The organism is Maritalea porphyrae, from assembly GCF_027213965.1.
In the GTDB taxonomy this organism is placed as follows: Bacteria; Pseudomonadota; Alphaproteobacteria; order Rhizobiales; family Devosiaceae; genus Maritalea; species Maritalea porphyrae_A.
The window spans coordinates 49,832-75,566 of record NZ_JAPWGX010000007.1; the positions used below are offsets into that span (position 1 = coordinate 49,832).

A 25,735-nucleotide genomic window follows, 5' to 3' on the forward strand; every position below is an offset into this window, starting at 1 on the left:
CCATTCAATCACAAACAAGCGAAGGTCTGTTAACTCAGACCTTCGCTTAGTTTTCTTGGTGCGTTCCGTGCAACTATGCTTAAAGTCCGCGCAAATATCCATTCCGCTGGCTTACGGAAACGCCACTCGAAAACCTTCGAGAACACAATCGCTAAACCATAAGTCGTCGCCATCGTCACAAGGACACTTAGCCAATAAGGCAGAGTCGGGTTTAACGCGTCCAGAAGCAAGAACCCAACGTTTTCGTGCAACAAGTACCAAGAGAAACTGAGCAGCCCTATGTGGGCTAATGCGCTGCCAAACAATGGGATATGCGGCATCCGCCATCCAACACTGTAGGCCCAGAAAACGACAATTAGCGCGGCAACAATCAGTGCTGTGGTGGTCGATTGCACGCTCAGCAATTGCGGCTCACCTTCCCCACTCATCAAGAACACAATAAGCACACTAAGCACTGCCAATTGACCAAACAGGTTGCTGAAATCTTTTAGATGCTCCTTCAGCTGCACGCCGACAACGCCAAGCGCAAAAAATGGCAAATATGGCGCAATCATCGCTTTCTTGAGCCCCGTGGCCAACTTTCCAATTACGGCAATGTCAGCACTTGCGACTTCCATCAACATCCATGCAATTCCCATTGCCAACGCAGTATAAGCGAAGAACCGCGCTAATTTCTTCCCGTCTTTCACCAGCATCGCCATCAAACCAATCAAAATATAGAACTGCACTTCCACAGTGATTGACCAAAACGAACCATTGACCCATTCAAATATTCCGCCAAGTAACAATAGATTGCCGAGCAAATCGGCCATAGTTGGTGCACTTTCGCGATAGAAGTATTCGGGCAAATTCGGCAGATGGAATACCTGATCTAAGGCGAACAAAAGGACAGCAGCAGCTGCGAACGCTGGATATATCCGCGAAAAACGTTTCGCAAAAAATGTCCAAATCGTCGGCGCACGTTCTAGCGTAAAGAAAATGCAAAAGCCTGAGATGATGAAGAAGAAATACACCCCAACCCAACCAAAACTCACGGCTGGAACAACGTGATCAACGGTGCCAAACACGGACTGAGGTAAGCGAGCTGTATAGTGAAACAAAACCACCAGCAGCACAGCGACCGCCCGGAATATATCCAGTGTTTGGTCACGTTTTGCGACTATTTGAGCACCAGGTTTAGAGATCTCTTGTAAAGGCGGCGCAAGTGGCATGTGTTTTCCTTCCGAATTCAACTCCCATTGAATACGGAAAGCTCTCACGCGCAATCTTTACCTCTTGTTAATGTTAATTTCAGAGCCGTTCAGCCCCAAATGTATCGCATTGCCCCACATTGCCACTTTTATATCCACGCTCAAACCAGCGTTGGCGTTGTTCTGATGTGCCATGGTTGAAGTTCTTTGGCACCACGAACCCTTGGCTGCGCATTTGAATGGCGTCATCACCAATCTGTTCTGCCGCATTTAGCGCTTCTGCAATATCACCGCGTTCGAGCAAGTTCATTTCCCCAACATAGCTCGCCCACACACCCGCGTAACAGTCTGCTTGCAGTTCTACCCGCACAGAATAAGCGTTGGCTTCGTTGGTGCTCATGGCGCGACGTTGCTTGTTAAACTCTGGCAAAACCCCAGTAAGCTGCTGCACATGATGTCCCACTTCATGTGCCAACACATAGGCCTGCGCAAAATCTCCACCTGCCCCAAACTGGCGGCGAAGCTGATCGTAAAAGCCCAAGTCTAAATAGATTTTTTCGTCTGCAGGGCAATAAAACGGCCCCGTTTGCGCACTTGCTGTGCCGCAAGGCGAGCTGGTTGAACCGGAAAACACAACCAATACCGGCGCGCGATAGCTCATATCATTTTGAGCAAAGACCTGTGTCCAAAGCGCTTCTGTTTCGTTCAGGTTGACCGCAACAAAGTCAAACAGTTCATCTTTCCCCGCATCAGGCAACGGACGGGTGTCCGAGGGGCGATATGGTGCATCGCCACCGGTTGAAATAGAGCCATCAAGAAAGCTCATAGGGTTAATCCCCAGCGCTAGAGAGATCACAATCACAACAACCAGCATCAATAAACCACCAGCGCCGCCCTTGCCAGCACGGCCACCTGGCATTGGAATGCGCACGCGGCGTCCGGTCGAACGACCAGAAGCACCTGAACGCTTGCCGCGACGGTCTTCAATATTTGAACTGCGATCCCGACCTTGCCACTTCATGCGCTCATATCCCCTTTTAAGCTTTGTCGATCATCTAACATCACCCCCTTAGAATACAAGCCCTTTTGCACGCATCCGGGAAACCCTATTTTCACAAAACTGTCGTCCAGTTGCCGCTAAACCGCAACACATCTGATCTAGCACTAAGCCATCAATAGCGGTTGGATCCCATGCACAATAAATACATTTTACCATTTGGTCTAAATATGACACACTCCGCTCGTCGCTTGCATACTCAGCGACCAATAGGTGGTGAAGCGCAGATAATAGCGCTCGATATTTCGGAACATTCCGCCCCACCAATAAGTGCGCCGATCCAACCGCACAAATTCAACATGACATAAGCGGAGGACTAAAATGTCACTTCTAAATTCAATTTCAAGACGTTCCTTTTTAGCAGGAACCGCCAGCGCAGGTGCACTCATTGCAATGCATCCATTTGCGGCAATGGCTTCCAGTTCACAGGCGCATTTGCGCTTAATGGAAACAACCGACATTCACGTGTCGATTTTCCCTTATGACTATTACGCAGATAACCCGAACGACACCATGGGACTTGCCCGCACGGCGACACTGATTTCCAACGTGCGCGCGGAGGCAACCAACTCGATGCTCGTGGACAATGGCGACCTCATTCAAGGCAATCCGATGGGTGACTATGTCGCTTATGAACGAGGGTTCAAAGAAGGCGATCTGCACCCCATGATTGCTGCAATGAATACCCTTGGCTACGACATAGCAACTGTGGGCAACCACGAGTTCAACTATGGCCTAAGCTTTTTGGATAAAGCGCTAGCCGGGGCTTCGTTCCCCTTCGTTAGCGCCAACATTGTCATGGGCACTGTTTTGGGCGAAGACCCAACCAAAGACAAAACCTTGTTCCAGCCGTATAAGATTTTGGAAAAAGAAATCACAGATGGCGCAGGCAACAAACGCCCAATCAAAATTGGCTTCATCGGCTTTGTCCCACCACAAATTATGGTGTGGGATTTCCAACATCTAAACGGCAAAGTCACCACCCGCGACATCGTGCAAACGGCAAAAGCATATGTGCCGCAAATGAAAGAAGAAGGCGCAGACCTGATTGTCGCCCTTTCTCACTCCGGCATCGACGGCTCAGGCCAAACCGATATGATGGGCAACGCTTCGCTTTATTTGGCGGGCGTTGAAGGCATTGACGTTGTGTTCACCGGCCACCACCACAATGTATTCCCAAGTTCGCAATATGACGGGATCGAAGGCGTCGACGCAGCAAAAGGCACATTGATGGGCAAACCGGCCGTCATGGCTGGCTTCTGGGGTTCACATATGGGGCTCATCGATCTGCTTATCGAGCATGATGGCAACGAATGGAAAATCGTGTCCCACACATCAGAAGCGCGTCCAATTTCGGAACGTATCGATCGTAAGGTCAACCCACTGGTTGAGAGCGACGCAGCGGTTTTGGCCTCCGTTCAAGCTACGCACGACCAAACGCTTGAATATGTGCGCACTGCCGTTGGCCAAACGGATGCGAAATTACACTCCTATTTCGCTCTTGTGGCAGATGACCCTTCCGTGCAAATCGTATCCCAAGCACAAATGTGGTACACAGAACAAATGATGCGCGGCACCCAATGGGAAGGCTTGCCCATTCTTTCTGCAGCCGCTCCATTTAAAGCGGGCGGTCGTGGCGGTCCTGATTATTACACCGATGTTCCAGTTGGCCCAGTAGCCATCAAAAACGTGGCTGATTTGTACCTCTATCCAAACACCGTTCGCGCGGTTGAAGTAACCGGTGCAGGCATTAAAGAATGGCTTGAGCGCTCGGCGGGCATTTTCAATCAAGTCGAAGTTGGCAAGACAGATCAACCCTTGGCAAATCCAGATTTCCCATCTTACAATTTTGATGTGATTGATGGTGTGACCTACAAAATCGACATTTCACAACCTTCAAAATACCCACCACGTGGTGGTGACGCGATCAACCCAGATGCAAACCGCATTGTTGATCTGCGCTACAATGGTGAACCAATCGACATGAACCAGAAGTTCGTTGTGGCCACCAACAATTACCGCGCAGGCGGTGGTGGGGCATTCCCAGGTCTTGGAGAAGATGTCATCATCTTTGTTGGCCCAGATACCAACCGTGACGTGCTCGTGCGGTACATCGTGGAAAAAGGCACCATCAACCCAAGTGCAGATAGTAACTGGTCACTGGCGCCATTGCCGGGCACTTCAGTGTTGTTTGAAACTGGCCCGAAAGCAAAAGACCATATCAGCGACGTCACAGCGGTCAACATCGAATATGTTGGCGAAGCTGAAAGCGGATTTGGTCAATACCGCATCAAACTTGACTAGGACGATTGGAGGGGTGCAATCCCCTCCTCTCTAACTTGATATCACACAAATCTCAGAACGGGTGAGGAAGCGCTTTTCTCGCCCGTTGTCGAGGGAAAACATGCCCCCGCGACCTGGCACCACATCGATGATTAAGTTGGTGTGTTTCCACACCTCATATTGATCTCCGCCAATGTAAAATGGTGCGCCGCCGATTTCGCCTAACAGCACATCATTGTCCCCGAGCAAAAAATCACCTTGCGCATAACACATGGGCGAAGACCCATCACAACACCCACCCGATTGGTGAAACATGATCTCGCCGTGGTCGGCTTGAATTTCAGCGATCAGCTCCAATGCAGCCGGTGTAGCTGTCACTTTCTCGCTCATTTGCCATCCCCTAAAATAAAAGAGGCCGGTTTGAAACCGACCTCATGCATGCATTGGATCAAAAGAAGCCAAGTTTTTGCGGTGAATAGCTTACCAACATGTTTTTGGTTTGCTGATAATGATCGAGCATCTTCAGGTGATTTTCTCGCCCAATGCCAGACTGTTTATATCCACCAAACGCTGCGTGAGCTGGGTAAGCGTGGTAGCAGTTTGTCCACACACGACCCGCCTGAATGGCACGGCCAAAGCGATAGCACGTGTTCGCCTCACGGCTCCACACACCAGCACCAAGCCCATAAAGCGTATCATTGGCAATCGAAAGCGCTTCTTCATCATCCTTAAAGGTCGTCACAGAAACAACGGGCCCAAAGATTTCCTCTTGGAAAATCCGCATTTTATTGTTGCCCTTAAAGACGGTTGGTTGAACGTAATAACCGTTCTCCAAGTCTCCACCCAAATGGGCCTGACTGCCACCGGCCAGCACTTCAGCGCCTTCTTGTTTTCCAATATCGAGATAGGAGAGAATCTTCTCAAGCTGCTCAGAAGAAGCCTGCGCGCCGATCATTGTCGCCGGATCAAGCGGGCTCCCCTGCACAATCGCGTTTACGCGTTTGAGCGCACGCTCCATAAATTCATCATAAATGTCCTCGTGGATCAGCGCGCGGCTGGGGCAAGTACACACTTCGCCCTGGTTCAGCGCAAACATCACAAAGCCTTCAATCGCCTTGTCAAAGAAATCATCGTCTTCGCGCGTCACGTCTTTAAAGAAAATGTTTGGCGATTTGCCACCCAATTCAAGCGTGACCGGAATAAGGTTTTGACTTGCGTACTGCATAATCAGTCGACCCGTTGTGGTCTCACCGGTAAAGGCAATTTTGGCAATGCGTTTGCTTGAAGCAAGCGGTTTACCTGCTTCCAGTCCAAAACCATTGACCACATTTAACACGCCTTTTGGCAAAACGTCAGCAATCAGCTCCATCAGGATCATAATCGAAGCAGGTGTTTGCTCCGCCGGCTTCAACACCACGCAGTTACCCGCAGCCAATGCAGGTGCCAACTTCCACGTCGCCATCAAAATTGGGAAGTTCCATGGGATAATTTGCCCCACAACCCCAAGCGGCTCATTGAAATGATAGGCAACCGTATCATTGTCGATTTGCGCGACAGACCCCTCTTGCGCACGGATCACACCTGCAAAATAGCGGAAATGATCAATCGCCAGCGGCATATCTGCCGCTGTTGTTTCCCGGATGGGCTTGCCGTTGTCCCATGTCTCAGCTTCAGCCAACAGATCAAGGTTTTCTTCCATGATATCGGCAATTTTGTTCAGCATCACACCGCGTTCGGCTTGGCTTGTGCGGCCCCAAGCATCTTTTGCGGCGTGAGCGGCGTCCAAAGCAAATTCAATGTCAGCTTCATTTGAGCGTGCAACTTCGCAGATCACCTGACCATTTACCGGCGAAGTATTTTCAAAATACATGCCCGACTTCGGCTCAACAAATTCACCATTGATGAAATTGCCATATTGGCTTTTGTAAATGCGGGACGCAGAGCGCGTAATATCAATCTTGTTCATTTTGTCCTCCTCTCGCCTTTGTTTGGCGTAAGGGCAGCATGTCTGAACCAACAACAGATCGTCACTAGGGGCAAACCAATCATGCCCCCTAACCTGTCTCATTTCCGCGACACAGATTGACAGCAAAAGCTCAAAACTAATGTCAAGCGCCGACATCGAGCGTCGCCACCCACTATATCAGTCAAAAATGCTGTGCTATTCTAAAGTTGGGAGGATACTAATGGCGACAAATATCACTCACGCAAATTATGTGCGCTCTATTGTTGAGAAAAAGCAATCAGCCGTTCGCTCAGGTTTGGCCGCTTCGTGGCGACGCTCCATGTTGCATTATGGCTTGACCCCAGAACAGCAACGCCGCGCCGATCTTGTTTCCGAACAAACACTACGCCATGCCCGCGAAAAGCTGGACTTTCTCCTCCACGTCGCCCAGCCCACTTTGCAAAAGCTTTTTACCACTGTCGACCGATCAGGTTGCGTTGTTGTTATGTCCGATATGGATGGGGTGATTATTGCCAGCCAAACTCAAGATGGCGACAAAATGGTATTTGACCAATGCGGTTTGACCACCGGCGCCGTGTGGAGCGAGTCTCAGCAAGGCACCAACGGCATAGGCACTTGTGCGGCAGAACAACGCCCCATCGTAATCCATAAAGATCAACACTTTAAGAGCCAAAACACAGCCATGAGCTGCATGGGCGCGCCCGTTTTTGACAATGAGGGTAACATGATTGCCGTGCTAGATGTCTCAAGCTGCCGCTCCGATTTGACCAGCGGATTTGCCAATGTATTTGGCAAAGTTGTTGCCGACACCGCCCACAAAATTGAACAAGACTATTTCCGTGCAACCTACCGTGACGCCCGTATCGTTATGGCTCCAACGCAAGATTTGAACGCGGCCTTGTTTGCTGTTGACCAAGATGAACTGGTGATCGGTGCAAACCGCCATGCCCGCAAAGCCTTCGGGCTGACAAATGATAAAATCGCCGATCCACGACCACTCAGCGATTTAATGGGGAATAGCGATCAGCAAGTAGCCAGTCTAAAAAGCGCTGAAAAATCCGAACTACGCCGCGCCCTCGCCCGCACCAAAGGCAATGTTTCGCTGGCCGCCAAACAACTCGGCATTTCCCGCGCCACCATGTATCGGCGCATGCAACGGCTCGATATTTCGGCAAACTAGGCCCTGTCCGCAGACGCGAGTCTCATTTCTGAGACAGTTTGAGACACCAAGTTCGATGTGCCATCACTACCAATTGTCTTGCCCGGTTTCAATGCGCGCATTAAGTTGCCTTCGCGTCAAAACTCGGAGCAAAATATGTCCCGCCTCATCTTTCGAAACGCCACCCGCAACGATATCGCCACCATTCTTACACTTGTTGTGGGGGGAAACGCCCCCGGCCGCAGCATTGTTGACGATGCAAATGACGCCGAAGCGCCAGAATACCAACGCGCGTGGGACGCAATCGAACAAGACCCGAACAGTTCCTATGTGATCGCCGAGATTTCTGGAGAAGCAGTCGGGTGCATGCAAATCAATATTTTGCATGGACTGGCCAGACGCGGCAAAGCACGGATGCAACTTGAAGGAGTACACATTCGAGCAGACCACCGAGGCCAAGGCCTAGGTTCTGAAATGATCCAATGGGCAGTTGAGCAAGCGCGCCAAAATGGTGCAGGCATTGTGCAACTTACTTCGTCCAAAATGCGCCCCGAGGCGCACAAGTTTTACGAGAACCTGGGATTTGAAAAAACCCACGAAGGCTTTAAGCTGCAATTTTAGCCTTCCCGTTTCCTCAAGGAATTTGCCATGAAATTGCTGTTCTCCCATGCGTCGCCCTACGCCCGCAAATGTCGCGTCACCGCCATCGAAAAAGGCATCCAGCTGGAAGAGATCCAAGTCAATCCAATGGAAGAGCCTGAAAAACTGAACCACATCAATCCTTTGGGTAAAATTCCCTGTTTAGTCTATGGCGAAGGCAAAACCCTTTTCGATAGCCCTGTGATTTGCGCCTACTTTGACGAAATTGGAGATGGTCCGCAATTGATGCCCAAAGAAGGCGCCGCCCACTGGGCCATGCGTCGCCATGAAGCCATAATCGATGGTATTTTGGATAGCGCGCTTGGCCTCGTGCATGAGTTTCGCAAACCAGAAGAAAAACATTTCGACTTGTGGATCAATCGCTGGGGCTGCGCGATCGATCGGTCATTGTCACAACTGAATAATGAATTGGACCAAATCGAGGGCGATATTTCCACCGCCCAAATTGGTCTGGGCACGGCCATCGGCTATTTGCAGTTTCGACTAGGCAAAAAACACTGGATTGGCCCTTATCCTGAGTTAAGCGCTTGGTATGAGAGCTTCGCGCAACGCCCAAGTATGCAGCAAACCAACCCCCAAACTTGATGCACATCATTGCAACCAAACACCGACAAGCCCAGCCTGAACTCGTTCTTTAAAGGATTATCAAAAGGAGGAAACCATGCATAATCTGGTCGTAATCGGTATTTTCTTAGCAAGTTTAGGCGTTTTTTTCATCGGCATCAGCGCGCTGTGGTGGATGTCATTGCAGACCAAGGCATCCAACAAATAGGCAATCGAGCCTAACGAGGTGGTTCAAGGCATTGGCACAAGCGGACTGTTGCGAGAATCTGATAGGATTTATCCAAACTTTGCTTCCTAAAGCTATGCGACATGCATATGTTGGAAACTTAGATTTTCAAACCGAGCGCAAAGCCCCATGTCACGCACCACTTCAACGCTCATTGGAGCGATCGCCATTTTGCTCTGGGCGTTTTTGGCTCTTTGCACGGCCGCAAGCGGCACAATCCCACCGTTTCAACTAAATGCGATGGCCTTCGCCGTGGGCACACTAGTTGGCATGGCCAAATGGATCAAAGCCCCTTCGTCCATCAAAAAGCTACGCCAACCACTAATGGCCTGGGCTTTGGGCGTCGCCGGTTTGTTTGGCTACCACTTTTTCTATTTTACTGCTCTGCGCAATGCCCCACCAATTGATGCAAGCCTGATCGGTTATTTGTGGCCTTTGCTCATCGTCTTATTCTCAGCACTTCTGCCGGGTGAACAATTGAAATGGCAACATATACTTGGCAGCATATTGGGCCTTGGCGGCGCTGTGCTGATTGTGACCGGTGGCAAAGGCTTCACCTTTAACGCTGAATATGGATATGGCTACTTCATGGCGTTTCTTGGTGCCCTCACATGGTCGTCTTACTCTGTGCTGTCGCGCCGCTTTGCCAATGTGCCCACAGATGCGGTAACGGGTTTTTGCGCCGCCACCGCTGTTTTGTCATTGGGCTGCCATTTGCTGTGGGAAACAACGGTCTGGCCACAAGACCTCTTACAATGGAGCGCGGTCATCGGCGTTGGTCTTGGCCCGCTTGGGCTCGCCTTTTATGTATGGGACCACGGCGTCAAACATGGTGATATCCAAATCATTGGAGCGGCGTCATACGCAACGCCCTTGCTCTCCACATTCTTGCTGGTCGGCTTTGGCTACGCTCAGTTCACATGGGCCATCGGCGCAGCTTGCCTGTTGATAACTTTTGGGGCGGTGATTGCGTCAAAAGACATGATTCTTGGCCGCAGATCGCGCGCTGTTAACGCAAACTGAGGTCTATCCGGCCAAAAGCGCATTTTTCTTAATTTGTGGGGTTCCCCTTTTCCCCATTACCCCCTAAAACGCGATCTCAGCCATACATGAGATGAATCGCCACGCGAACCGCGCCTCCCCGCCGTTCGTTTGTGCCCTGCTGAGAAGTGATGTTATGCCCAAACGCGAAGATATTTCCTCCATCCTGATCATCGGCGCCGGACCAATTATTATTGGTCAGGCATGCGAATTTGATTATTCAGGCACACAGGCCTGCAAAGCCCTCAAAGCCGAAGGCTACCGCGTTATTTTGGTGAACTCTAATCCAGCCACCATCATGACAGACCCTGATTTGGCCGACGCCACTTACATGGAGCCAATTACCCCAGAAGTTGTGGCCAAAATCATCGAAAAAGAACGCCCCGACGCACTTCTGCCAACGATGGGCGGCCAAACAGCGCTAAACTGCGCATTGTCCCTGCGCAAAATGGGTGTGCTTGAAAAATACAATGTGGAAATGATCGGCGCGACAGCCGAAGCCATCGATAAGGCTGAAGACCGCGACCTTTTCCGCGCTGCAATGGATAAAATTGGCCTTGAAACACCAACCTCAATGCTCGCGCATGATCTCACAGAAGCGCTTGAAGCACTCGAAGTCGTTGGTCTGCCTGCCATCATTCGCCCCTCATTCACCATGGGTGGCACCGGAGGCGGTGTTGCTTACAACCGCGAAGAATATATCGCGATTGTTGAAAGCGGCATTGATGCATCTCCAACCAATGAAGTGCTTGTTGAAGAAAGCATCATCGGTTGGAAAGAATATGAGATGGAGGTTGTCCGCGACAAAAAAGACAATTGTATCATCATCTGTTCCATCGAAAACATCGATCCAATGGGCGTGCACACTGGCGACAGCATCACCGTGGCCCCAGCGCTTACCTTGACCGACAAAGAATACCAAATCATGCGCGACGCATCTTTGGCGGTGTTGCGCGAAATTGGTGTGGAAACCGGTGGCTCAAACGTTCAGTTCTCCGTCAATCCAAAAGACGGCCGTTTGATCGTTATCGAAATGAACCCACGTGTGTCGCGTTCTTCTGCTTTGGCATCAAAAGCAACGGGCTTCCCAATCGCCAAAGTTGCAGCACGGCTTGCAGTTGGCTACACGCTTGACGAGCTCGAAAACGACATCACAGGCGGTGCAACACCGGCTTCGTTTGAACCGTCCATCGACTATGTGGTCACAAAAATTCCACGTTTCGCGTTCGAAAAGTTCCCCGGTGCAGACAATCACCTAACAACAGCCATGAAATCTGTTGGCGAAGCCATGGCCATTGGCCGGACGTTCCAAGAGAGCATGCAAAAAGCGCTACGTTCGCTTGAAACAGGCCTGACTGGCTTTAATGAAATCGGCATTCCGGGTATTGGCGAAGGCGACGACAAAAACGCGGTGCGTGCTGCCTTGGGAAAACCCACTCCGGATCGGATTTTGGTCATCGCCGACGCCATGCGTTTAGGCTTTGATGATGAGTTCATCCACAATGCCTGTAAGTTTGACCCATGGGTACTTGAGCAAATTCGCGGCATTGTTGAAATGGAAGCGAAAGTAAATGAACACGGTTTGCCAGAAACCGCGCAGCAACTGCGCAAACTCAAATCAATGGGCTTTGCCGATACGCGACTTGCGGACCTTACCGACAAAAAACCACGCGACGTGAAAGCGTTGCGCGACAAATTGGACGTTCACCCTGTCTATAAGCGCATTGACACATGTGCCGCAGAATTTGCCTCACCAACTGCCTATATGTATTCAACATATGAGACGCCATTTGCTGGCGCACCGGTGAGCGAAGCAGTGCCTTCTGACAAGAAGAAAATCGTCATTTTGGGTGGCGGACCAAACCGCATCGGCCAAGGCATTGAGTTTGACTATTGTTGCTGTCACGCCGCATTTGCGCTTTCTGAAGCGGGCTATGAGACCATCATGGTCAATTGTAACCCTGAAACAGTTTCAACTGACTATGACACCTCAGATCGTTTGTATTTTGAGCCATTGACCAAAGAAGATGTGCTCGAAATCCTACACCTTGAGCAGTCAAAAGGCACGCTTGAAGGCGTTATCGTGCAGTTCGGTGGTCAGACGCCGCTTGGCCTTGCCAATTCGATCAAACGCGCAGGCATCCCAATTTTGGGCACACAGCCAGAAGCCATTGATCTGGCCGAAGATCGCAACCAGTTCCAAAAACTGTTGCATGAATTGGAATTGACCCAGCCGCGAAACGGCATTGCATATTCGCTTGAGCAATCACGCATGGTGGCAGAGGATATTTCTTATCCGTTGGTTATTCGACCCTCATTTGTGTTGGGTGGCCGCGCCATGGCGATCGTCAACAATTCCGACGAATTTGAAGACTATGTGCAAAGCACCCTCACCGAATTGGTGCCGCCTCATATCCGTCAAAAATACCCGAACGACAAAACCGGACAGATCAACTCAGTCCTTGCAACCAACCCATTGTTGTTTGACAGCTATTTGGGCGGCGCAATTGAAATTGATGTGGACACCCTTTGTGATGGCAAAGACGTATTTGTCGCTGGCATCATGGAACATATTGAAGAAGCGGGTGTGCACTCCGGCGATAGCGCATGTTCTTTGCCATCGCGCAATTTGGATGAAGCAACAATTACTGAGATCAAACGTCAGGCCACTGAATTGGCGCTGGCCCTCAAGGTTGGTGGCCTCATGAACATCCAGTTCGCCCTTAAAGACGGCACGCTTTATGTGCTGGAGGTGAACCCACGCGCTTCACGTACGGTGCCGTTCGTCGCAAAAGTCATCGGCATGCCAGTGGCTAAAATCGCCGCGCGCATTATGGCGGGTGAAAGCCTTGCCAGCTTCAACCTCAAAGAGCCAGTTCTCAAGCATATCGCAGTCAAAGAAGCAGTCTTCCCATTTGCCCGCTTCCCTGGCGTTGATACAATTCTTGGCCCAGAAATGCGCTCAACCGGTGAAGTCATCGGCCTTGATACGGACTTTGGTATCGCTTTTGCAAAAAGCCAGCTTGGTGGCGGAACAAAAGTGCCAAAATCTGGCACCGTGTTCGTTTCCGTGCGCGACGAAGACAAAGCGACCATTCTGCCCAGCATCAAATTGCTTGAAGAAGTCGGTTTCAAGGTAATCGCAACCAGCGGCACGCGTCGGTTCTTGTTTGAAAATGGCGTAAAAGCCGAAAAGATCAATAAGGTTCTTGAAGGACGCCCGCACATTGTGGATGCCATGAAAAATGGCAACGTCCAATTGGTGATCAATACAACATCAGGCCAACAAGCGCTTAATGACAGCCGAGACCTGCGCCGTACTGCATTGCTCAACAAGATCCCCTATTACACCACAATTGCTGGTGCAATTGCAGCGGTTGATGGCATTGTTTCCTACTCGACCGACACATTAACTGTAAAATCTGTGCAAGAGTATTTCGCGGTTTAACAAACTCGGGCGGAGTTTACATTTTCAAGTAAACTCCGCCCATTGTTTACCTAAGTGTCTTATTTGATAATGGTAATTATCGCCCAAATATAGACAGGCATTGGCGCAAAGCCCCAGAGCAGAACCCAAGGCAATGCTGGCAACAGCCGTTCAAACGTTGTTTTCTTCTGCATGATTTTCCCTCAAGTTGTCAGTACGGTTGCAACAGCCGCCGCAACCAACCAAAACCAAAATGCGGTCTTAGCAGCAATATCCATCTGCAGCCCCACAGGGTCGCGCAACAGCGCAGTTCGCGGTTCATCGAACCGATCACGCTCACTAAATATGATGGTTGCGAACGCGGCTAGGACCAGCAGCGCCAAACCTTCAAAGACAAAGACCACATATATGATCATCTTATCGCTCCAATAGATCTTGTGCAGGATCGTAAAACATTCCCGTCATCAAACTACGGGCGATATTTTGAGCACGAGCGTTGAAAAAGTTTTTTGCTTCAGGCGAAGGTGCTATCTCCTCAAGGTTTTGCGCAAAGAGTTCAAGCCAGCGATCAAAATGCCAGCGCTCAACTTGCTTCAACTTCATATGTGCAGGCATGGGCCGACCATGATATTCGCCAGTCTTCAGCGCAATCGCACCCCAAAACTGCTTCATCTTATTCATGTGGGCAGGCCAACCCTCGCCGATCACCCCGTCAAATATCGGGCCCAGATCTGAATCTGCGCGTATTTTTGTGTAAAAGCTTTCAACCAACAACGAAACAAAGGCCTCATCTATGCCGTATCCATTAGCTTGTCGCCGATAGTTTTCTCTGTGCACCTCAGCAAAACTCTTGTCCATTAGAACACACCTTTAAAGATATATTTTCAATGCATCTTTACTGCAATTCGGGAAAGATGCAATATGCCCATCACACAAATCTAACCAAGTGAGACAATAAGTGCACCTGACCAGTCAAACCGATTACGCTTTAAGGCTTGTCATCTACCTTGGCGCCCTGTCCCCTCAAAAACGCACAATTGCCCAAATTGCAGACCAACTGCAGATTTCAAGAACCCATCTGATGAAAATCGTCAATCGGCTCACAAACGCTCAAATTTTGCATTCTGTGCGGGGAAAAAATGGCGGCGTGGCAATAAATCCGAACGCATACAGCATAACCATTGCAGAAATTGTTGGATATACCGAACCGAATTTCGCAATTGTGGAGTGTCTTAATAAAGAAGAATGCAGCTGCGTCTTCGCTGGATACTGCTCACTTACATCGTTTTTTACTGATGCAAAGGCAGTGTTTATTGAACACTTGCGCACAAAAACCCTTGGTGACGTAATAAAAGAGAATTCTGTTCTTCCACCTTCATTGAATTGACGCACGCGAATTCATCGATCGAAAATTCTGATTTTGGAATGTTTTTAGACTGTTGAAATTTTGGTGATTCAATTCTATATTTATTCCATCGAATATTGGCCGAACGACTTGGCCGGAGCTAACTCCGCGAATGCTACGTTTCTACCAACATCGATTTACCCCCAATAAAGCTTGCGGTGAGCAATTGGGACAACAAAGCTTTTCGCGAAAGGAATTTTCCATGGCTTCAGGTACAGTTAAATGGTTCAACACCCAAAAGGGTTTTGGTTTTATTCAGCCAGCAGACGGCGGCAACGATGTGTTTGTGCACATTTCAGCAGTTGAACGCTCAGGTCTTTCTACACTGAACGAAAACCAAAAAGTTAGCTACGAATTGGTACAGGACAAGCGTTCTGGAAAATTCTCAGCTGGTGAACTCTCTCTTGAAGACTAAGCCATAAAAGGCTAGTTCTTCTGCTTCGGAATTTGGCTTAATCGCCAGAATCACGGACAATACAAACTTCCTAGCCGCGACTTTCCCATAACGATGGGCAAACTTGCGGCTAAATTGGTTTTGCATGTTAACGGCCCTCAATACCAAATTTGGGGCCGGTTTTTTATGCATGCAACGAGTTTTATAAATGAAAGGGTGGGACCATGGATAAGATCCCAATGACTATTGCAGGCCACAAGGCACTGAGCGAAGAACTCGTACGCCGCTCGTCTGTTGATCGCCCAAACATTATCGCCGATATATCGGAAGCGCGCGCCCACGGCGACCTTTCTGAGAACGCGGAATATCATGCCGCCAAAGAGCAGCAGAGCTTGAACGAAGGCCGCATCCAAGAACTCGAGTCGATTTTGGCTCTTGCTGATGTCATTGACGTTACAAAGCTAAGCGGACACACAATCAAATTCGGTGCAACCGTTGAACTTGTTGACGAAGACACCGAAAAAGAAAAAACCTATCAAATCGTTGGCAACCCTGAAGCCAATGCCAGCGAAGGCAAAATATCATTGTCGTCTCCCATCGCGCGTGCCCTCATCGGCAAAGAAGTTGGCGACAGCATTGAAGTAACCGCGCCAGGCGGGTCAAAATCATACGAAGTGTTGAAAGTCAGCTACATTTAGTGCCGTTACGGCTTCACGTTTATGTGGGCCAATTCGGTTCTGCCTTGTAACAGGCGTGCCGCATACTTAAACTAAGTGCAACTCAACTATTCACTTAATAAAGGTTTGCGAAAATGCACGCACCCGTCATGATCATCGGCTCTGGCCCCGCAGGTTATTCAGCAGCAATCTATGCTGCCCGCGCAATGCTAGAGCCGGTCATTATTCAGGGCATCCAGCCCGGTGGCCAACTCACCATCACCACAGAAGTCGAAAACTATCCCGGTTTTGCTGACATGATCCAAGGCCCTTGGCTGATGGAACAAATGAAGGCACAAGCCGAGCACGTTGGCACAAAAATCGTTTCCGACATCATCGTCAATGTGGACATGGACAAACACCCATTTGAGCTTACTGGCGATAGCGGCACCATTTACACTTGCGATGCTCTAATCATCGCCACAGGTGCGCAAGCTAAATGGCTCGGCATTCCATCCGAGCAAGAATTCCAAGGTTTTGGCGTTTCAGCTTGCGCCACATGCGATGGCTTTTTCTACAAAGAAAAAGAAGTTCTGGTTATCGGCGGCGGCAACACAGCGGTTGAAGAAGCTTTATTCCTCACCAACTTCGCCTCAAAAGTAACGCTGGTTCACCGCCGTGACGAACTGCGCTCAGAAAAAATCTTGCAAAAACGTCTGTTCGCCAACGAAAAAATTGACGTTTTGTGGGACACAGAATTGGTTGAAGTAACCGGCACAACCGGCATTCCAAAATCCGTAACGGGTGCAAAATTGAAAAACCGCAAGACTGGCGAGATTTTCGATAAAGCATGCGACGGCATTTTCGTTGCCATTGGCCATGCGCCAGCCACCAGCTTGTTCGATGGCAAGCTAGAAATGAAACAGGGCAACTATCTCGTCACCGCACCTGATAGCACCGCCACCAACATTCCCGGCGTATTTGCTGCCGGTGATGTAACCGACGACATTTACCGTCAGGCCGTAACCGCCGCAGGCATGGGGTGTATGGCAGCTTTGGAAGCTGAAAAATACATCGCAGAGCAAGACGTAGCGGAAGCGGCTGAATAATGGGCATTGATTGGGATCGACTGCGGATTTTTCATGTTGTTGCCGAAGCTGGCAGCTTTACGCACGCCGGCGAGCGATTGGGCATGAGCCAATCTGCAGTATCCCGTCAAGTTTCTTCGCTTGAAGAAGGGTTGGGCTTAAAGCTCTTCATCCGCCATGCGCGTGGCCTTGTCATGACTGAGGTGGGGGAGCAATTGTTCAAAACCGCCCACCGCATGGCGTGGGAGCTTCAATCCGTTGAAGCCCAAATGAGTGAGAGCCGAGACAATCCGACCGGACCATTGCTGGTCACCACCACGGTCGGGTTTGGCTCGACTTGGCTGACATCGCGGATCAATGAATTTTTGGAGAGATATCCAACCATTCAGCTCGAAATTAAACTGAACGATTCTGAGCTGGATTTGGCCATGCGCGAAGCCGATGTCGCCATACGCTTGCATCGACCCAATCAATCAGAACTCATTCAGCGCAAATTGTTCACGGTGCATTTCCATTTCTACGCATCGTCAACCTATTTGGAAAAGCACGGCATTCCCAAAAGCATCGACGACATCGACAACCACAAAATCATCACCTTCGGCAACCCAAGCCCGGCCTATCTTGGTGATGTGAACTACCTTGAGACCATTGGTCGCCCAGAAAACAATCCACGCATTCCAGCCCTGCGCGTAAATGCCATCTATGGCATGATGCAGGCTTGCCGCGAAGGCATTGGCATTGCCATGTTGCCCGACTACATCACAGAAGATGAGAGTTCGCTGGTCCGCATTCTGGACGAAGTGGAAATGCCCGAGTTTGAAACCTATTTCGTTTATCCACCGGCTTTGAAAAACTCAAAGCGTGTCGGTGTATTCCGCGACTTCTTGGTCTCAAAAGCCCGAGGCTGGGAATTCTAGTCAGCGCTTGGCGTGCCCAACATGCGCTTGGAGATTGCCGTCCACATGTCGTTTTCGAGATCGTCAACACCAACAATCTGATCGTAGCCCACCAATTGGTTCTCAATGTTGAGATGTGCAAACCCATGCACCGCACTCCAATATAGCGCCACATCCACATACATTTGTTTGCTCAAGTGCCCCTGCCGAAAATCTTCAAGCGTTGCCGCCTGTTCGCCACGCAAGCCATGAACGATCTTCACGAAGGTACTATAGGCCCGCGCTTCAGCCGCACATAGATCTTGGTCGTCCGTGTCAAGCAGGTCACGTCGAAACATCAAACGAAACCGTTCTGGATTCTCTTTTGCAAATTGGGAATAGGATACCGCGAAGGTTTTTAACAACGCCTCGGGATTGCCATCAAATTGCGCATAGATTTTTTCAGCAACCACGGCAATCATGACAAAACTCTCAGCGGCAATTGCTGTGAGCAATCCCTTAAGCCCAGCAAAGTGATGGGCAGGTGCTGCATGTGACACCCCGGCCTGCCGTGCACAAGCTCTAAGAGTTAGTCCTTGCAAGCCTTTTTCCGCCAATACCTCAGCTGCCGCAAAAAGCATAGCTTGGCGCAAGTTGCCATGATGGTATGTGTCACTTTTTTTGGCCAAAACGATCTCAACTGCTTTCAAACACCTGTATTTAGGCATGTTTACAACGTCAAGAATGGCAGAACAAGCAGCGTCCCGCAAATAACCATGGTTCAATTTCCGGTATTTACAGCGCTTTCGCACCAATTAAATCCTTGAAATATATAAAGGTTACAACTGATATGCAAAAAACGCATGCCCGCCTTGCGTCAAACATGGTTGCTAAAAGATGAATTAGCAATCATATACCCCTCAAGAAAAGCGCGATGAGTTGTTCCTCCTCCCTCAACTCATTCGTTGTTCCCTCCTTGTTAGAGTTTTCTCTAATCTTTTTCTGGCTCTATCCTTTTGGATAGAGCCTTTTTTTTGCCCTGCTCATTTCATGCATTTGACGCATGGCTACTATGCAATCTTGCCGCTGGTAAAATTTAGACCAAACAGTCATATTGAACACATAGCGAGTTAGCAACGTATCCTCCTCCCTCGAAGCTAGCTTGCTTATTCGGCAGACACCGTCCCTCCTCCCTCGATGTCTGCCTACCTATTCAAAGGCTCCGTCCCCTCGACGGAGCCTTTTTTGGTTGTAGATCGTTCTATTGGTTGCAACTGTTTTCCAGATACCAATTAATCCAAGACATGCAATTTCTGCGGCAATTGGGCGCTCAATCGACCCACTTAAAGCCCATAACGCAATAGCTATGCGTAAATCGCATATCAAATATGCAATACATGCGCTTGTTTATTCCCGGGCCATGCCCCATATACACTTCATAACGAGTTGACAACGTATCCTCCTCCCTCGAAGTCAACTTGTAAAAAGCAGCAGACACCGTCCCTCCTCCCTCGATGTCTGCTACCTATTCAAAGACCCTGTCTCATAAAGACAGGGTCTTTTTTTTGTCAGCAAACACCATACCGTCCAACGCTGATCAAATTGAGCGCTTACGCCGTGGCGCAAACATCACCAGATTGCCAACCATCGTTAGCCCAATGCCAACAATGGCGCTCCAATGCCATTGGTACCCTTCAAACATAGTGGAGGCGAGCAATGCGACGATGGGGAAAACAACGGTTGCGTAGCCCGCTCTTGCCGAACCGATACGCGCAACCAGCATCAAATAAGTGGTAAAGCCGATCACCGATCCAACCACCGCCAAATAGGCGAGCGCAAGCAAATAACTCTGCGTTGTCACCAAAATAAGCGGCGTGCCAGTTACAAATATGATGGCCAATAACACCAAGGCACCAATGCCCATGCCCCAACTATTGGCAATCAGTGGCGACACACCCTCAAACGAGTTACGCCGGGATGCCATATTGCCCAACGAAAACAACATCGTCCCCCCCGTGGCCCACAAAATTCCGGTTAGCACATCCCAATTCAACTCGCCAAAAATGTCACGCCAAAACAAAAGCACCAATCCACCAACACCAATAAGTCCGGCAAAAATGGTGCGGAGTTCGATCTTTTCTCCAAAGAACAACCGCGCGTTAAGTGCGTTAAAGATCGACGCCAGCGAAAACACCACGGACACCAGCCCGGACGCCATAAGGGCCGTCGCATTGTAAAAAGCGATGAAGTTAAAACTGAACAGACAAAGCGCTTGCACAAAAACGAAACGCCAAACCAATGGGCGCTTTAGCTTACCCGCCAGCGCCAAACCCGCCAAGAATACGACCCCGGCCAAGGCAAACCGATAAAATACCGAAACAACCAACGGCACCTCACCCACTTGAAACGCAATGGCAATCCAAGTCGTGCCCCAAATCAGAACCGTTGAAACAAACAAAATGAAACTGGTCAAAACGCACCTCTTTTTGTTTCAGCCATAAACTGAACGCTTCGTGCGCTATTGCACAATCTTGCTATAAAATGGTGCAAGCGCTTTGCGCACGCCAAAAAGCTCATATATGTTTTGCGTTCACAGTGAGGTCGCATGCCCCTATCTTGCCAAGCCATATTGAGCAAATCCAAAAATGCCAAACAACTCTTCGCCCTGAACATTGGCGGCGAGCGGCAGATTTCAATTTGGCAAAACACCAATGATCAAGTGCATTATGATGACCCGCTGGGCCACACATTCAGCCGCTATCTGGCTGGAGGCCAGGGCACGCGGCGGCTAGATATAGAAGAGCGCGTGGGCTGGCCGGGCGCCGTATGCGTGTTTCCCGAAGGACACCCATCCCACTGGGAGATCAAAGACCCTTTTCGCTTCGTCCACCTTTATGTGCCGAACGCTCAATTGCGCGCACACTATGCCAAAACCCACGACCGCGATTGCCGCACTTTAGAACTGAGCGAACTCACACTGGCCCACGCACCAACATTTTCAGGTCCGCTTGCTGCCATGGCGCAAGCTGCAATCGATGGAAATGTACTACAAGCCGATGCAGCGTTTGCAGAGCTTATCGGTCGTCTAAACATTGGCAAAAAAGCGGTTGTTGGCGGCCTTTCCCCCCACACACTGCGCAGAATTGACGAGTGGGTCGAAGCCCACTTACACACAACCATTAGACTTGAAGACTTGGCGCAAGTAGCAGAACTTTCCGAATTTCATTTTCACCGCATGTTTAGCGCCAGCAGGGGAATATCACCCCACAATTGGATATTGGGCCAGCGCATAGAGCACGCCAAAGCACTTTTGAAAAACACTTCAATTGCGCAGATTTCAGCAGCTTGTGGTTTTTCAAGTCAAAGCCATTTCACGCGGGCGTTTAAAACCAGCACCGGCCTCACACCCGCCGCCTACCGTCGGGCCCTTTTTGGGTAAAAAAAAGCGCCGATGATAAATCACCGGCGCCCTGGGTCTTGGAGGAGGATAATATAGATACGCAGCTAGCGGTAAAGCAGATCACCCAAATCTTGTTTGTCCGCATATAAACTCGCCACCTGCTCTTCATAGCCATTGAACAACAATGTGGGCACACGCTCACCTGTGTGCAGAACCCGTTCTGTGGCCTGCGTCCAGCGCGGATGGGGCACTTTAGGGTTCACATTTGCCCAAAACGCATATTCACGCGCCTGCAATTGCTCCCAAAAACTGATCGGGCGTTCATTGGTGAAGGTAAACTTCACAATCGATTTGATGGACTTAAAGCCATACTTCCACGGCAACGCCAAGCGCAAGGGTGCGCCCATTTGATCGGCGACCTGTTTGCCATAAGCACCCACCACCAAGAACGCGAGATCGTTCTGCGCTTCTTCAACAGTAAGTCCTTCGATATAGGGCCAAGGATACCACGGTTGCGTTTTGATGCCGCGGGCCACGCTTGGATCGTTGAACGTTTCCATACGGATGTATTTCGCGCCCGCTTGTGGCCCTGCCATTTCAACCAATTTGGCAAACGGAAAACCAATCCAAGGCACTGTCATCGACCAAGCTTCTACGCAGCGGTGTCTATAGAGACGTTCTTCAATGCCCATCTTTGAAATCAAATCATCAATATCGATGGTTGTTGGATTGTCCACCAACCCATCAATCGTCACTTGCCAAGGCCGCGCTTCAAGCACCTGCGCATCTTTTGCGATTTCCTTGTGCGATCCGAATTCGTAGAAATTATTGTAATTCAAATTCACGTCTTCAGGCGTCAGCTCCCGATCAAGTTGAAAAGCTTCATTGCGGACGGCATTCATGGCCAAGCGCTCATCGCCGGGCGCAGCAAAAGCGCCCCGGACCGTGCCAAGCGCCCCAGCCAAGCCAATTGCGCCGGCCCCGGCCATGATTTGACGCCTATTCATATAGACACCTTCAGGCGTTGCCTCTCGTTCCGCAATTTCCCAGCTACGCTTTTTCTTGATCAGCATCTTTTTCTCTCGCTTCTTGGCTTTTCTCATGTGCAGCAAACAAAACTTCGCGATCACAGGCAACTGAGCAATTGTCAAATCACCGTGAGTACGTAACAAGGTTTGTAACGGGTTCATTTTATTTTTGACCATATGATAAAATATCTGTAAAAGGCCAAAACTTTAACCGCTGCGAGGTGCCCATGCCTGTCATCAACATCGGATCAATCAACATTGATTACGTCCATCGCGTGCCCCATTTCCCCGCGGCAGGCGAAACCTTGCGCAATCTTTCCTATAGTGCTGGGCTTGGTGGCAAAGGCGCGAACCAGTCAATTGCAATTGCTCTGGCGGGCGGCCAAGTGGATCATGTCGGACGAGTTGGAGAAGACGGACTTTGGGCTAAAGACAAGCTCACAGCGCATGGCGTCAACACATCCAACATTCTCACTGACAATGGCGCATCAGGCCACGCGGTGATCTATGTTGATAACGCGGGTGAAAACACAATCGTCATTCATGGCGGCGCCAACGAAAACTTGACCAAATCACAAATCGCCAATGCATTGGACAGCGCACAACCGGGAGATTGGCTGTTGCTGCAAAACGAAACCAATATGATCTTGCAAGCAGCCCAAGCCGCAAAAGCCAAGGGCCTCAAAGTTGCCTATGCTGCAGCACCTTTTGATGCAGCAATCGCCGCCAAAATGATCCCACATGTGGACCTAATCGCGGTCAATGAAATTGAAGCCGCTCAATTGGCAGACACAATGCATATGCCGGTCAATGATTTGCCGGTCGAAAAAATATTGATCACCAAAGGGTCAAAAGGCGCAACTTACTCCGATGGCGACGAGAGCTTTGGCGTCAAAGCGTTCAAAGTCACCCCCGTTGACACAACTGGCGCGGGCGATACATTCACGGGCTATTTTTTGGCCCGGCTCGACCTTGGCGATGATCCCGCCACTGCCTTAAAAATTGCAAGCGCTGCCGCCGCTATTCAGGTCACAAGACCCGGCGCAGCAGATGCTATTCCCACCATTTCAGAAGTATTTGAGTTCTTGGAGACACATAAATGACCGTCCACAAAATCATCATCGACACAGATCCGGGCATTGACGACGCAATGGCCCTGCACCACGCTTTCGCGGACGAACGGCTTGACGTTGTTGGACTGACCACTGTGTTTGGCAATGTGCCGGTTAAAACCGCTACCCGTAACGCCATTCACCTCACAGACCTTGCAGGACTAAACATACCTGTGGCCGAAGGCGCTGCCACGCCGTTGACCATTGTGCCCAACCCCCACGCAGATTTTGTGCATGGTGTCGAAGGCTTTGGAGATTATCCTCCACAAGTGCCAAGCCGGGAAAAAGACGCGCGCTCCGCTGCTGAGTTTTTGTGTGAAGTGACCAAAGCTAATCCGGGTGAAATCATCATTTGCGCCGTTGGTCCATTGACCAATTTGGCTCTTGCTTTGCAACATGACCCCGAGATCGCGAAAAACGCGAAAAAAGTGGTGATCATGGGCGGCGCTGTCGATGCACCGGGCAATGTCACCCCTTTTGCTGAAGCAAACATCTGGAACGACCCGCACGCGGCTCAAGTCGTATTTGACGCTGATTGGGAGGTCACTTTGGTGGGCCTAGACGTCACCCATTCAGTTAGCTGTAATATGGACGACTTCCGCGACGTTACCAAAAACTCGCCAGACATTGGCAAGTTCTTGGAACAAGTGTCTGACTATTACATCAAATTCTACACCGAAAATGTCGGCGTCAACGGCTGCTATTTGCACGACCCAGCGGCGGTGATCGCCATCACGGATCCAGAGTTTTTTGAGGTAAAAGAAGCGCCGCTAAACACCATTCTTGAAGGTGATGAAGTCGGCAACACAATCGCTGATCCAGCAAAGAATGGCCGCCCCATAAAAATCTGCTTCGAAGTCAACGACCAAGGCGTGAAGGACACGTTCCTCTCAACGCTCAAAAAGGCAGATGCCCGCCGCGACGCACGTCGGAGCATGTAAGCTAAAAACTGCATGGGCAACCAACCGGTTTGCCCATGCAACTATTTGATGACCGAATTGTTTGGTCTTACTTCATGGAGCTAAGGCCAAACATGTTGCCCTCAGTGTCCTGACACAAGGTGACCCAACCAAACTCCCCGATCGAGAATTTGGGCCGAACGACCTTTCCTCCTGCTTCTTCAACCTTTGCCTCTTCTGTCGCGCAATCTTCAGTCGAGAAATAAACGATTGTTCCGCCTATGCCAGGTGAGCCATGTGCTGACTTTGTCAATGCGCCACCAGCGCCATAGGCGCTCATATCGGCTGGGAAACTCATCATTTTTGTTTGCCCTGTTGGGTCTTTTAGCTCTTTAAGTTTTTGCCCCAGAACCGCTTCATAAAAAGCCACTGCGCGATCCAAATCATTCACATAGATATCGAACCAACCAACTGCATTCATTTTTGACATTTTCATCTCCGCCAAATGTTGTTTATGGCGCAGATCTATCAATCAGCATTCAGTGTGTATTGTAGATATCAGACATCAAACTTTTTGGAGTATTTTCCTGGCGTATATCCCGTGGCCTTGCGAAATGAATGGATAAAGTGGGACTGATCCGCATAGGACAAAGAAGGTTCGCCCCTCAACGCTTGTTGCAAGCGCAACACTTTGAGAAAATCATGTGGCGTAAATCCGGTTGTCCGTTTGAGCACACGTTGCAATTGGCGAGCGGACAAGTTCGCGGCTGTAGCCATATCAGCAACAGAATAAATCTCATCAAGCCGATGAAAGATCTTTTCTGTCACCGGATTTGAGACGACCAATTCATCATCAATAAGCCTTTCGACAAAATCTGACAAAACTGATTGCTTTTCAGCAAAACTCAATTGGCCCATCGCCCGATTTGTTTCAACCAGCGGCAGCTCACCACCATATGGATGGTCCACCATTCCATAGGTAACCGGCGCAAGCGCACTTTGCCAAACACCGGGCAAAAACCGAATGTTGATAAAGTGAAATTCTCTACCCAAATTCAACTCTTCAGACGAGGCCCGCAATTTGGTGACACCCGCAACGTCTCTATTTAATTGGTCAAAAACAATATACGTGCAGGCATCAGGCAAGGCATGAAATCGATAGTCTTGTGGCAAAACACCATCCGTCTTCAACTCTAAAAACCGATGTACAATTCCACGCAGGTGTTCTGGCGGTTCCAGCTCCGTAAACTGCACCGCTTGAATTGTTTTCTCTTTGCCATTTCCTTTGGGGTCATACATGTCTGC

General features: G+C 49.8%; 25 protein-coding genes. 14 read left to right on the top strand and 11 right to left on the bottom strand.

Annotated elements, in window-relative coordinates; translation table 11 throughout:
• Positions 1 to 29: 29 nt before the first annotated feature.
• Positions 30 to 1,211, bottom strand: a complete 1,182-nt coding sequence (locus O4H47_RS16985) for an acyltransferase family protein (protein ID WP_269395207.1) — start codon at positions 1,209 to 1,211, stop codon at positions 30 to 32.
• A gap of 79 nt (positions 1,212 to 1,290) precedes the next feature.
• On the bottom strand, positions 1,291 to 2,211 hold the full coding sequence (locus tag O4H47_RS16990) for a neutral zinc metallopeptidase (RefSeq protein ID WP_269395208.1): 921 nt from the start codon (positions 2,209 to 2,211) through the stop codon (positions 1,291 to 1,293).
• 357 nt (positions 2,212 to 2,568) lie between these two features.
• On the opposite strand from O4H47_RS16990, the gene O4H47_RS16995 reads away from it, so the two are divergent.
• Complete coding sequence (locus O4H47_RS16995) at positions 2,569 to 4,551, top strand: bifunctional 2',3'-cyclic-nucleotide 2'-phosphodiesterase/3'-nucleotidase (RefSeq protein WP_269395209.1); 1,983 nt, start codon at positions 2,569 to 2,571, stop codon at positions 4,549 to 4,551.
• Positions 4,552 to 4,581: 30 nt separating this feature from the next.
• Here the strand turns inward: O4H47_RS16995 and O4H47_RS17000 are convergent, their stop codons facing one another.
• Together O4H47_RS17000 and adh are read right to left on the bottom strand one after the other, a co-directional pair.
• A complete protein-coding gene (locus O4H47_RS17000) occupies positions 4,582 to 4,920 on the bottom strand; it encodes a DUF779 domain-containing protein (protein WP_269395210.1) in 339 nt (112 codons plus the stop codon).
• 58 nt (positions 4,921 to 4,978) lie between these two features.
• On the bottom strand, positions 4,979 to 6,496 hold the full coding sequence (adh, locus tag O4H47_RS17005; protein WP_269395211.1) for an aldehyde dehydrogenase: 1,518 nt from the start codon (positions 6,494 to 6,496) through the stop codon (positions 4,979 to 4,981).
• A gap of 220 nt (positions 6,497 to 6,716) precedes the next feature.
• On the opposite strand from adh, the gene O4H47_RS17010 reads away from it, so the two are divergent.
• The 5 genes from O4H47_RS17010 to carB all read left to right on the top strand — a co-directional run bounded on the left by O4H47_RS17010 (position 6,717) and on the right by carB (position 13,594).
• A complete protein-coding gene (locus tag O4H47_RS17010; RefSeq protein ID WP_269395212.1) occupies positions 6,717 to 7,676 on the top strand; it encodes a GAF domain-containing protein in 960 nt (319 codons plus the stop codon).
• A 135-nt stretch (positions 7,677 to 7,811) separates the two neighbouring features.
• Positions 7,812 to 8,276: a GNAT family N-acetyltransferase gene (locus O4H47_RS17015; RefSeq protein ID WP_269395213.1), complete on the top strand. Its 465-nt coding sequence runs from the start codon at positions 7,812 to 7,814 to the stop codon at positions 8,274 to 8,276.
• 27 nt (positions 8,277 to 8,303) lie between these two features.
• Positions 8,304 to 8,900, top strand: a complete 597-nt coding sequence (locus O4H47_RS17020; RefSeq protein ID WP_269395214.1) for a glutathione S-transferase N-terminal domain-containing protein — start codon at positions 8,304 to 8,306, stop codon at positions 8,898 to 8,900.
• Positions 8,901 to 9,234: 334 nt separating this feature from the next.
• The gene (locus tag O4H47_RS17025) at positions 9,235 to 10,128 is read left to right on the top strand and encodes a DMT family transporter (protein ID WP_269395215.1); all 894 of its coding nucleotides are present in this window, start codon (positions 9,235 to 9,237) and stop codon (positions 10,126 to 10,128) included.
• Between the two features lie 154 nt (positions 10,129 to 10,282).
• Positions 10,283 to 13,594: a carbamoyl-phosphate synthase large subunit gene (gene carB, locus O4H47_RS17030; protein WP_269395216.1), complete on the top strand. Its 3,312-nt coding sequence runs from the start codon at positions 10,283 to 10,285 to the stop codon at positions 13,592 to 13,594.
• 182 nt (positions 13,595 to 13,776) lie between these two features.
• On the opposite strand, the gene O4H47_RS17035 is transcribed toward carB, so the two are convergent.
• Both O4H47_RS17035 and O4H47_RS17040 read right to left on the bottom strand, forming a co-directional pair.
• Positions 13,777 to 13,989 carry a hypothetical protein gene (locus tag O4H47_RS17035; protein WP_269395217.1) on the bottom strand — a complete coding sequence of 71 codons (213 nt, stop codon included), beginning with the start codon at positions 13,987 to 13,989 and terminating at the stop codon, positions 13,777 to 13,779.
• Position 13,990: 1 nt separating this feature from the next.
• Positions 13,991 to 14,431, bottom strand: a complete 441-nt coding sequence (locus O4H47_RS17040) for a group III truncated hemoglobin (protein WP_269395218.1) — start codon at positions 14,429 to 14,431, stop codon at positions 13,991 to 13,993.
• A gap of 100 nt (positions 14,432 to 14,531) precedes the next feature.
• On the opposite strand from O4H47_RS17040, the gene O4H47_RS18205 reads away from it, so the two are divergent.
• From O4H47_RS18205 to O4H47_RS17060, 5 genes are all read left to right on the top strand, one after another.
• Positions 14,532 to 14,960 (top strand): RrF2 family transcriptional regulator, encoded by a 429-nt coding sequence (locus tag O4H47_RS18205; protein ID WP_367274485.1) that lies wholly within the window; start codon positions 14,532 to 14,534, stop codon positions 14,958 to 14,960.
• Between the two features lie 220 nt (positions 14,961 to 15,180).
• The gene (locus O4H47_RS17045) at positions 15,181 to 15,393 is read left to right on the top strand and encodes a cold-shock protein (protein WP_269395219.1); all 213 of its coding nucleotides are present in this window, start codon (positions 15,181 to 15,183) and stop codon (positions 15,391 to 15,393) included.
• 203 nt (positions 15,394 to 15,596) lie between these two features.
• A complete protein-coding gene (gene greA / locus O4H47_RS17050; protein WP_269395220.1) occupies positions 15,597 to 16,070 on the top strand; it encodes a transcription elongation factor GreA in 474 nt (157 codons plus the stop codon).
• A 113-nt stretch (positions 16,071 to 16,183) separates the two neighbouring features.
• Entirely contained in the window at positions 16,184 to 17,137 is a 954-nt protein-coding gene (gene trxB, locus O4H47_RS17055; protein ID WP_269395221.1) for a thioredoxin-disulfide reductase, read from the top strand.
• Positions 17,137 to 18,033 (top strand): LysR family transcriptional regulator, encoded by an 897-nt coding sequence (locus O4H47_RS17060; protein WP_269395222.1) that lies wholly within the window; start codon positions 17,137 to 17,139, stop codon positions 18,031 to 18,033. The genes trxB and O4H47_RS17060 overlap by 1 nt, the downstream gene beginning before the upstream one ends.
• Here the strand turns inward: O4H47_RS17060 and O4H47_RS17065 are convergent.
• Together O4H47_RS17065 and O4H47_RS17070 are read right to left on the bottom strand one after the other, a co-directional pair.
• Positions 18,030 to 18,803 (bottom strand): TetR/AcrR family transcriptional regulator, encoded by a 774-nt coding sequence (locus O4H47_RS17065; RefSeq protein WP_269395223.1) that lies wholly within the window; start codon positions 18,801 to 18,803, stop codon positions 18,030 to 18,032. The two genes, O4H47_RS17060 and O4H47_RS17065, sit on opposite strands and share 4 nt — an antisense overlap.
• A 785-nt stretch (positions 18,804 to 19,588) precedes the next feature.
• On the bottom strand, positions 19,589 to 20,464 hold the full coding sequence (locus O4H47_RS17070) for a DMT family transporter (protein ID WP_269395224.1): 876 nt from the start codon (positions 20,462 to 20,464) through the stop codon (positions 19,589 to 19,591).
• 132 nt (positions 20,465 to 20,596) lie between these two features.
• Here O4H47_RS17070 and O4H47_RS17075 point away from each other — a divergent pair, with 132 nt between their 5' ends.
• On the top strand, positions 20,597 to 21,430 hold the full coding sequence (locus O4H47_RS17075) for an AraC family transcriptional regulator (protein WP_269395225.1): 834 nt from the start codon (positions 20,597 to 20,599) through the stop codon (positions 21,428 to 21,430).
• 65 nt (positions 21,431 to 21,495) lie between these two features.
• On the opposite strand, the gene msrP is transcribed toward O4H47_RS17075, so the two are convergent.
• The gene (msrP, locus tag O4H47_RS17080) at positions 21,496 to 22,464 is read right to left on the bottom strand and encodes a protein-methionine-sulfoxide reductase catalytic subunit MsrP (RefSeq protein WP_269395226.1); all 969 of its coding nucleotides are present in this window, start codon (positions 22,462 to 22,464) and stop codon (positions 21,496 to 21,498) included.
• Between the two features lie 182 nt (positions 22,465 to 22,646).
• Between msrP and O4H47_RS17085 the strand changes: the two genes are divergently transcribed.
• Positions 22,647 to 23,522, top strand: coding sequence for a ribokinase (locus O4H47_RS17085; protein ID WP_269395227.1), 876 nt, complete (start codon positions 22,647 to 22,649; stop codon positions 23,520 to 23,522).
• Positions 23,519 to 24,472, top strand: coding sequence for a nucleoside hydrolase (locus tag O4H47_RS17090; RefSeq protein WP_269395228.1), 954 nt, complete (start codon positions 23,519 to 23,521; stop codon positions 24,470 to 24,472). The genes O4H47_RS17085 and O4H47_RS17090 overlap by 4 nt, the downstream gene beginning before the upstream one ends.
• Positions 24,473 to 24,539: 67 nt before the next feature.
• Here the strand turns inward: O4H47_RS17090 and O4H47_RS17095 are convergent, their stop codons facing one another.
• Both O4H47_RS17095 and O4H47_RS17100 read right to left on the bottom strand, forming a co-directional pair.
• On the bottom strand, positions 24,540 to 24,920 hold the full coding sequence (locus O4H47_RS17095) for a VOC family protein (protein ID WP_269395229.1): 381 nt from the start codon (positions 24,918 to 24,920) through the stop codon (positions 24,540 to 24,542).
• A 68-nt stretch (positions 24,921 to 24,988) separates the two neighbouring features.
• On the bottom strand, positions 24,989 to 25,729 hold the full coding sequence (locus tag O4H47_RS17100) for a helix-turn-helix domain-containing protein (protein ID WP_269395230.1): 741 nt from the start codon (positions 25,727 to 25,729) through the stop codon (positions 24,989 to 24,991).
• Positions 25,730 to 25,735: the final 6 nt, after the last annotated feature.

Excerpts from the sequence above, each read along its gene's own strand:
- O4H47_RS17100 (WP_269395230.1), bottom strand. The coding sequence starts at position 25,729 with ATGTATGACCCCAAAGGAAATGGCAAAGAGAAAACAATTCAAGCGGTG.
- O4H47_RS16985 (WP_269395207.1), bottom strand. The coding sequence starts at position 1,211 with ATGCCACTTGCGCCGCCTTTACAAGAGATCTCTAAACCTGGTGCTCAA.
- O4H47_RS17015 (WP_269395213.1), top strand. The coding sequence starts at position 7,812 with ATGTCCCGCCTCATCTTTCGAAACGCCACCCGCAACGATATCGCCACC.
- O4H47_RS17035 (WP_269395217.1), bottom strand. The coding sequence starts at position 13,989 with ATGATCATATATGTGGTCTTTGTCTTTGAAGGTTTGGCGCTGCTGGTC.
- O4H47_RS17020 (WP_269395214.1), top strand. The coding sequence starts at position 8,304 with ATGAAATTGCTGTTCTCCCATGCGTCGCCCTACGCCCGCAAATGTCGC.
- adh (WP_269395211.1), bottom strand. The coding sequence starts at position 6,496 with ATGAACAAGATTGATATTACGCGCTCTGCGTCCCGCATTTACAAAAGC.
- trxB (WP_269395221.1), top strand. The coding sequence starts at position 16,184 with ATGCACGCACCCGTCATGATCATCGGCTCTGGCCCCGCAGGTTATTCA.
- O4H47_RS17010 (WP_269395212.1), top strand. The coding sequence starts at position 6,717 with ATGGCGACAAATATCACTCACGCAAATTATGTGCGCTCTATTGTTGAG.
- O4H47_RS17045 (WP_269395219.1), top strand. The coding sequence starts at position 15,181 with ATGGCTTCAGGTACAGTTAAATGGTTCAACACCCAAAAGGGTTTTGGT.
- O4H47_RS16990 (WP_269395208.1), bottom strand. The coding sequence starts at position 2,211 with ATGAAGTGGCAAGGTCGGGATCGCAGTTCAAATATTGAAGACCGTCGC.
- O4H47_RS17060 (WP_269395222.1), top strand. The coding sequence starts at position 17,137 with ATGGGCATTGATTGGGATCGACTGCGGATTTTTCATGTTGTTGCCGAA.
- O4H47_RS17025 (WP_269395215.1), top strand. The coding sequence starts at position 9,235 with ATGTCACGCACCACTTCAACGCTCATTGGAGCGATCGCCATTTTGCTC.
- O4H47_RS17090 (WP_269395228.1), top strand. The coding sequence starts at position 23,519 with ATGACCGTCCACAAAATCATCATCGACACAGATCCGGGCATTGACGAC.
- O4H47_RS17075 (WP_269395225.1), top strand. The coding sequence starts at position 20,597 with ATGCCCCTATCTTGCCAAGCCATATTGAGCAAATCCAAAAATGCCAAA.
- O4H47_RS16995 (WP_269395209.1), top strand. The coding sequence starts at position 2,569 with ATGTCACTTCTAAATTCAATTTCAAGACGTTCCTTTTTAGCAGGAACC.
- greA (WP_269395220.1), top strand. The coding sequence starts at position 15,597 with ATGGATAAGATCCCAATGACTATTGCAGGCCACAAGGCACTGAGCGAA.
- O4H47_RS17085 (WP_269395227.1), top strand. The coding sequence starts at position 22,647 with ATGCCTGTCATCAACATCGGATCAATCAACATTGATTACGTCCATCGC.
- O4H47_RS17000 (WP_269395210.1), bottom strand. The coding sequence starts at position 4,920 with ATGAGCGAGAAAGTGACAGCTACACCGGCTGCATTGGAGCTGATCGCT.
- carB (WP_269395216.1), top strand. The coding sequence starts at position 10,283 with ATGCCCAAACGCGAAGATATTTCCTCCATCCTGATCATCGGCGCCGGA.
- O4H47_RS17095 (WP_269395229.1), bottom strand. The coding sequence starts at position 24,920 with ATGTCAAAAATGAATGCAGTTGGTTGGTTCGATATCTATGTGAATGAT.
- O4H47_RS17040 (WP_269395218.1), bottom strand. The coding sequence starts at position 14,431 with ATGGACAAGAGTTTTGCTGAGGTGCACAGAGAAAACTATCGGCGACAA.
- msrP (WP_269395226.1), bottom strand. The coding sequence starts at position 22,464 with ATGCTGATCAAGAAAAAGCGTAGCTGGGAAATTGCGGAACGAGAGGCA.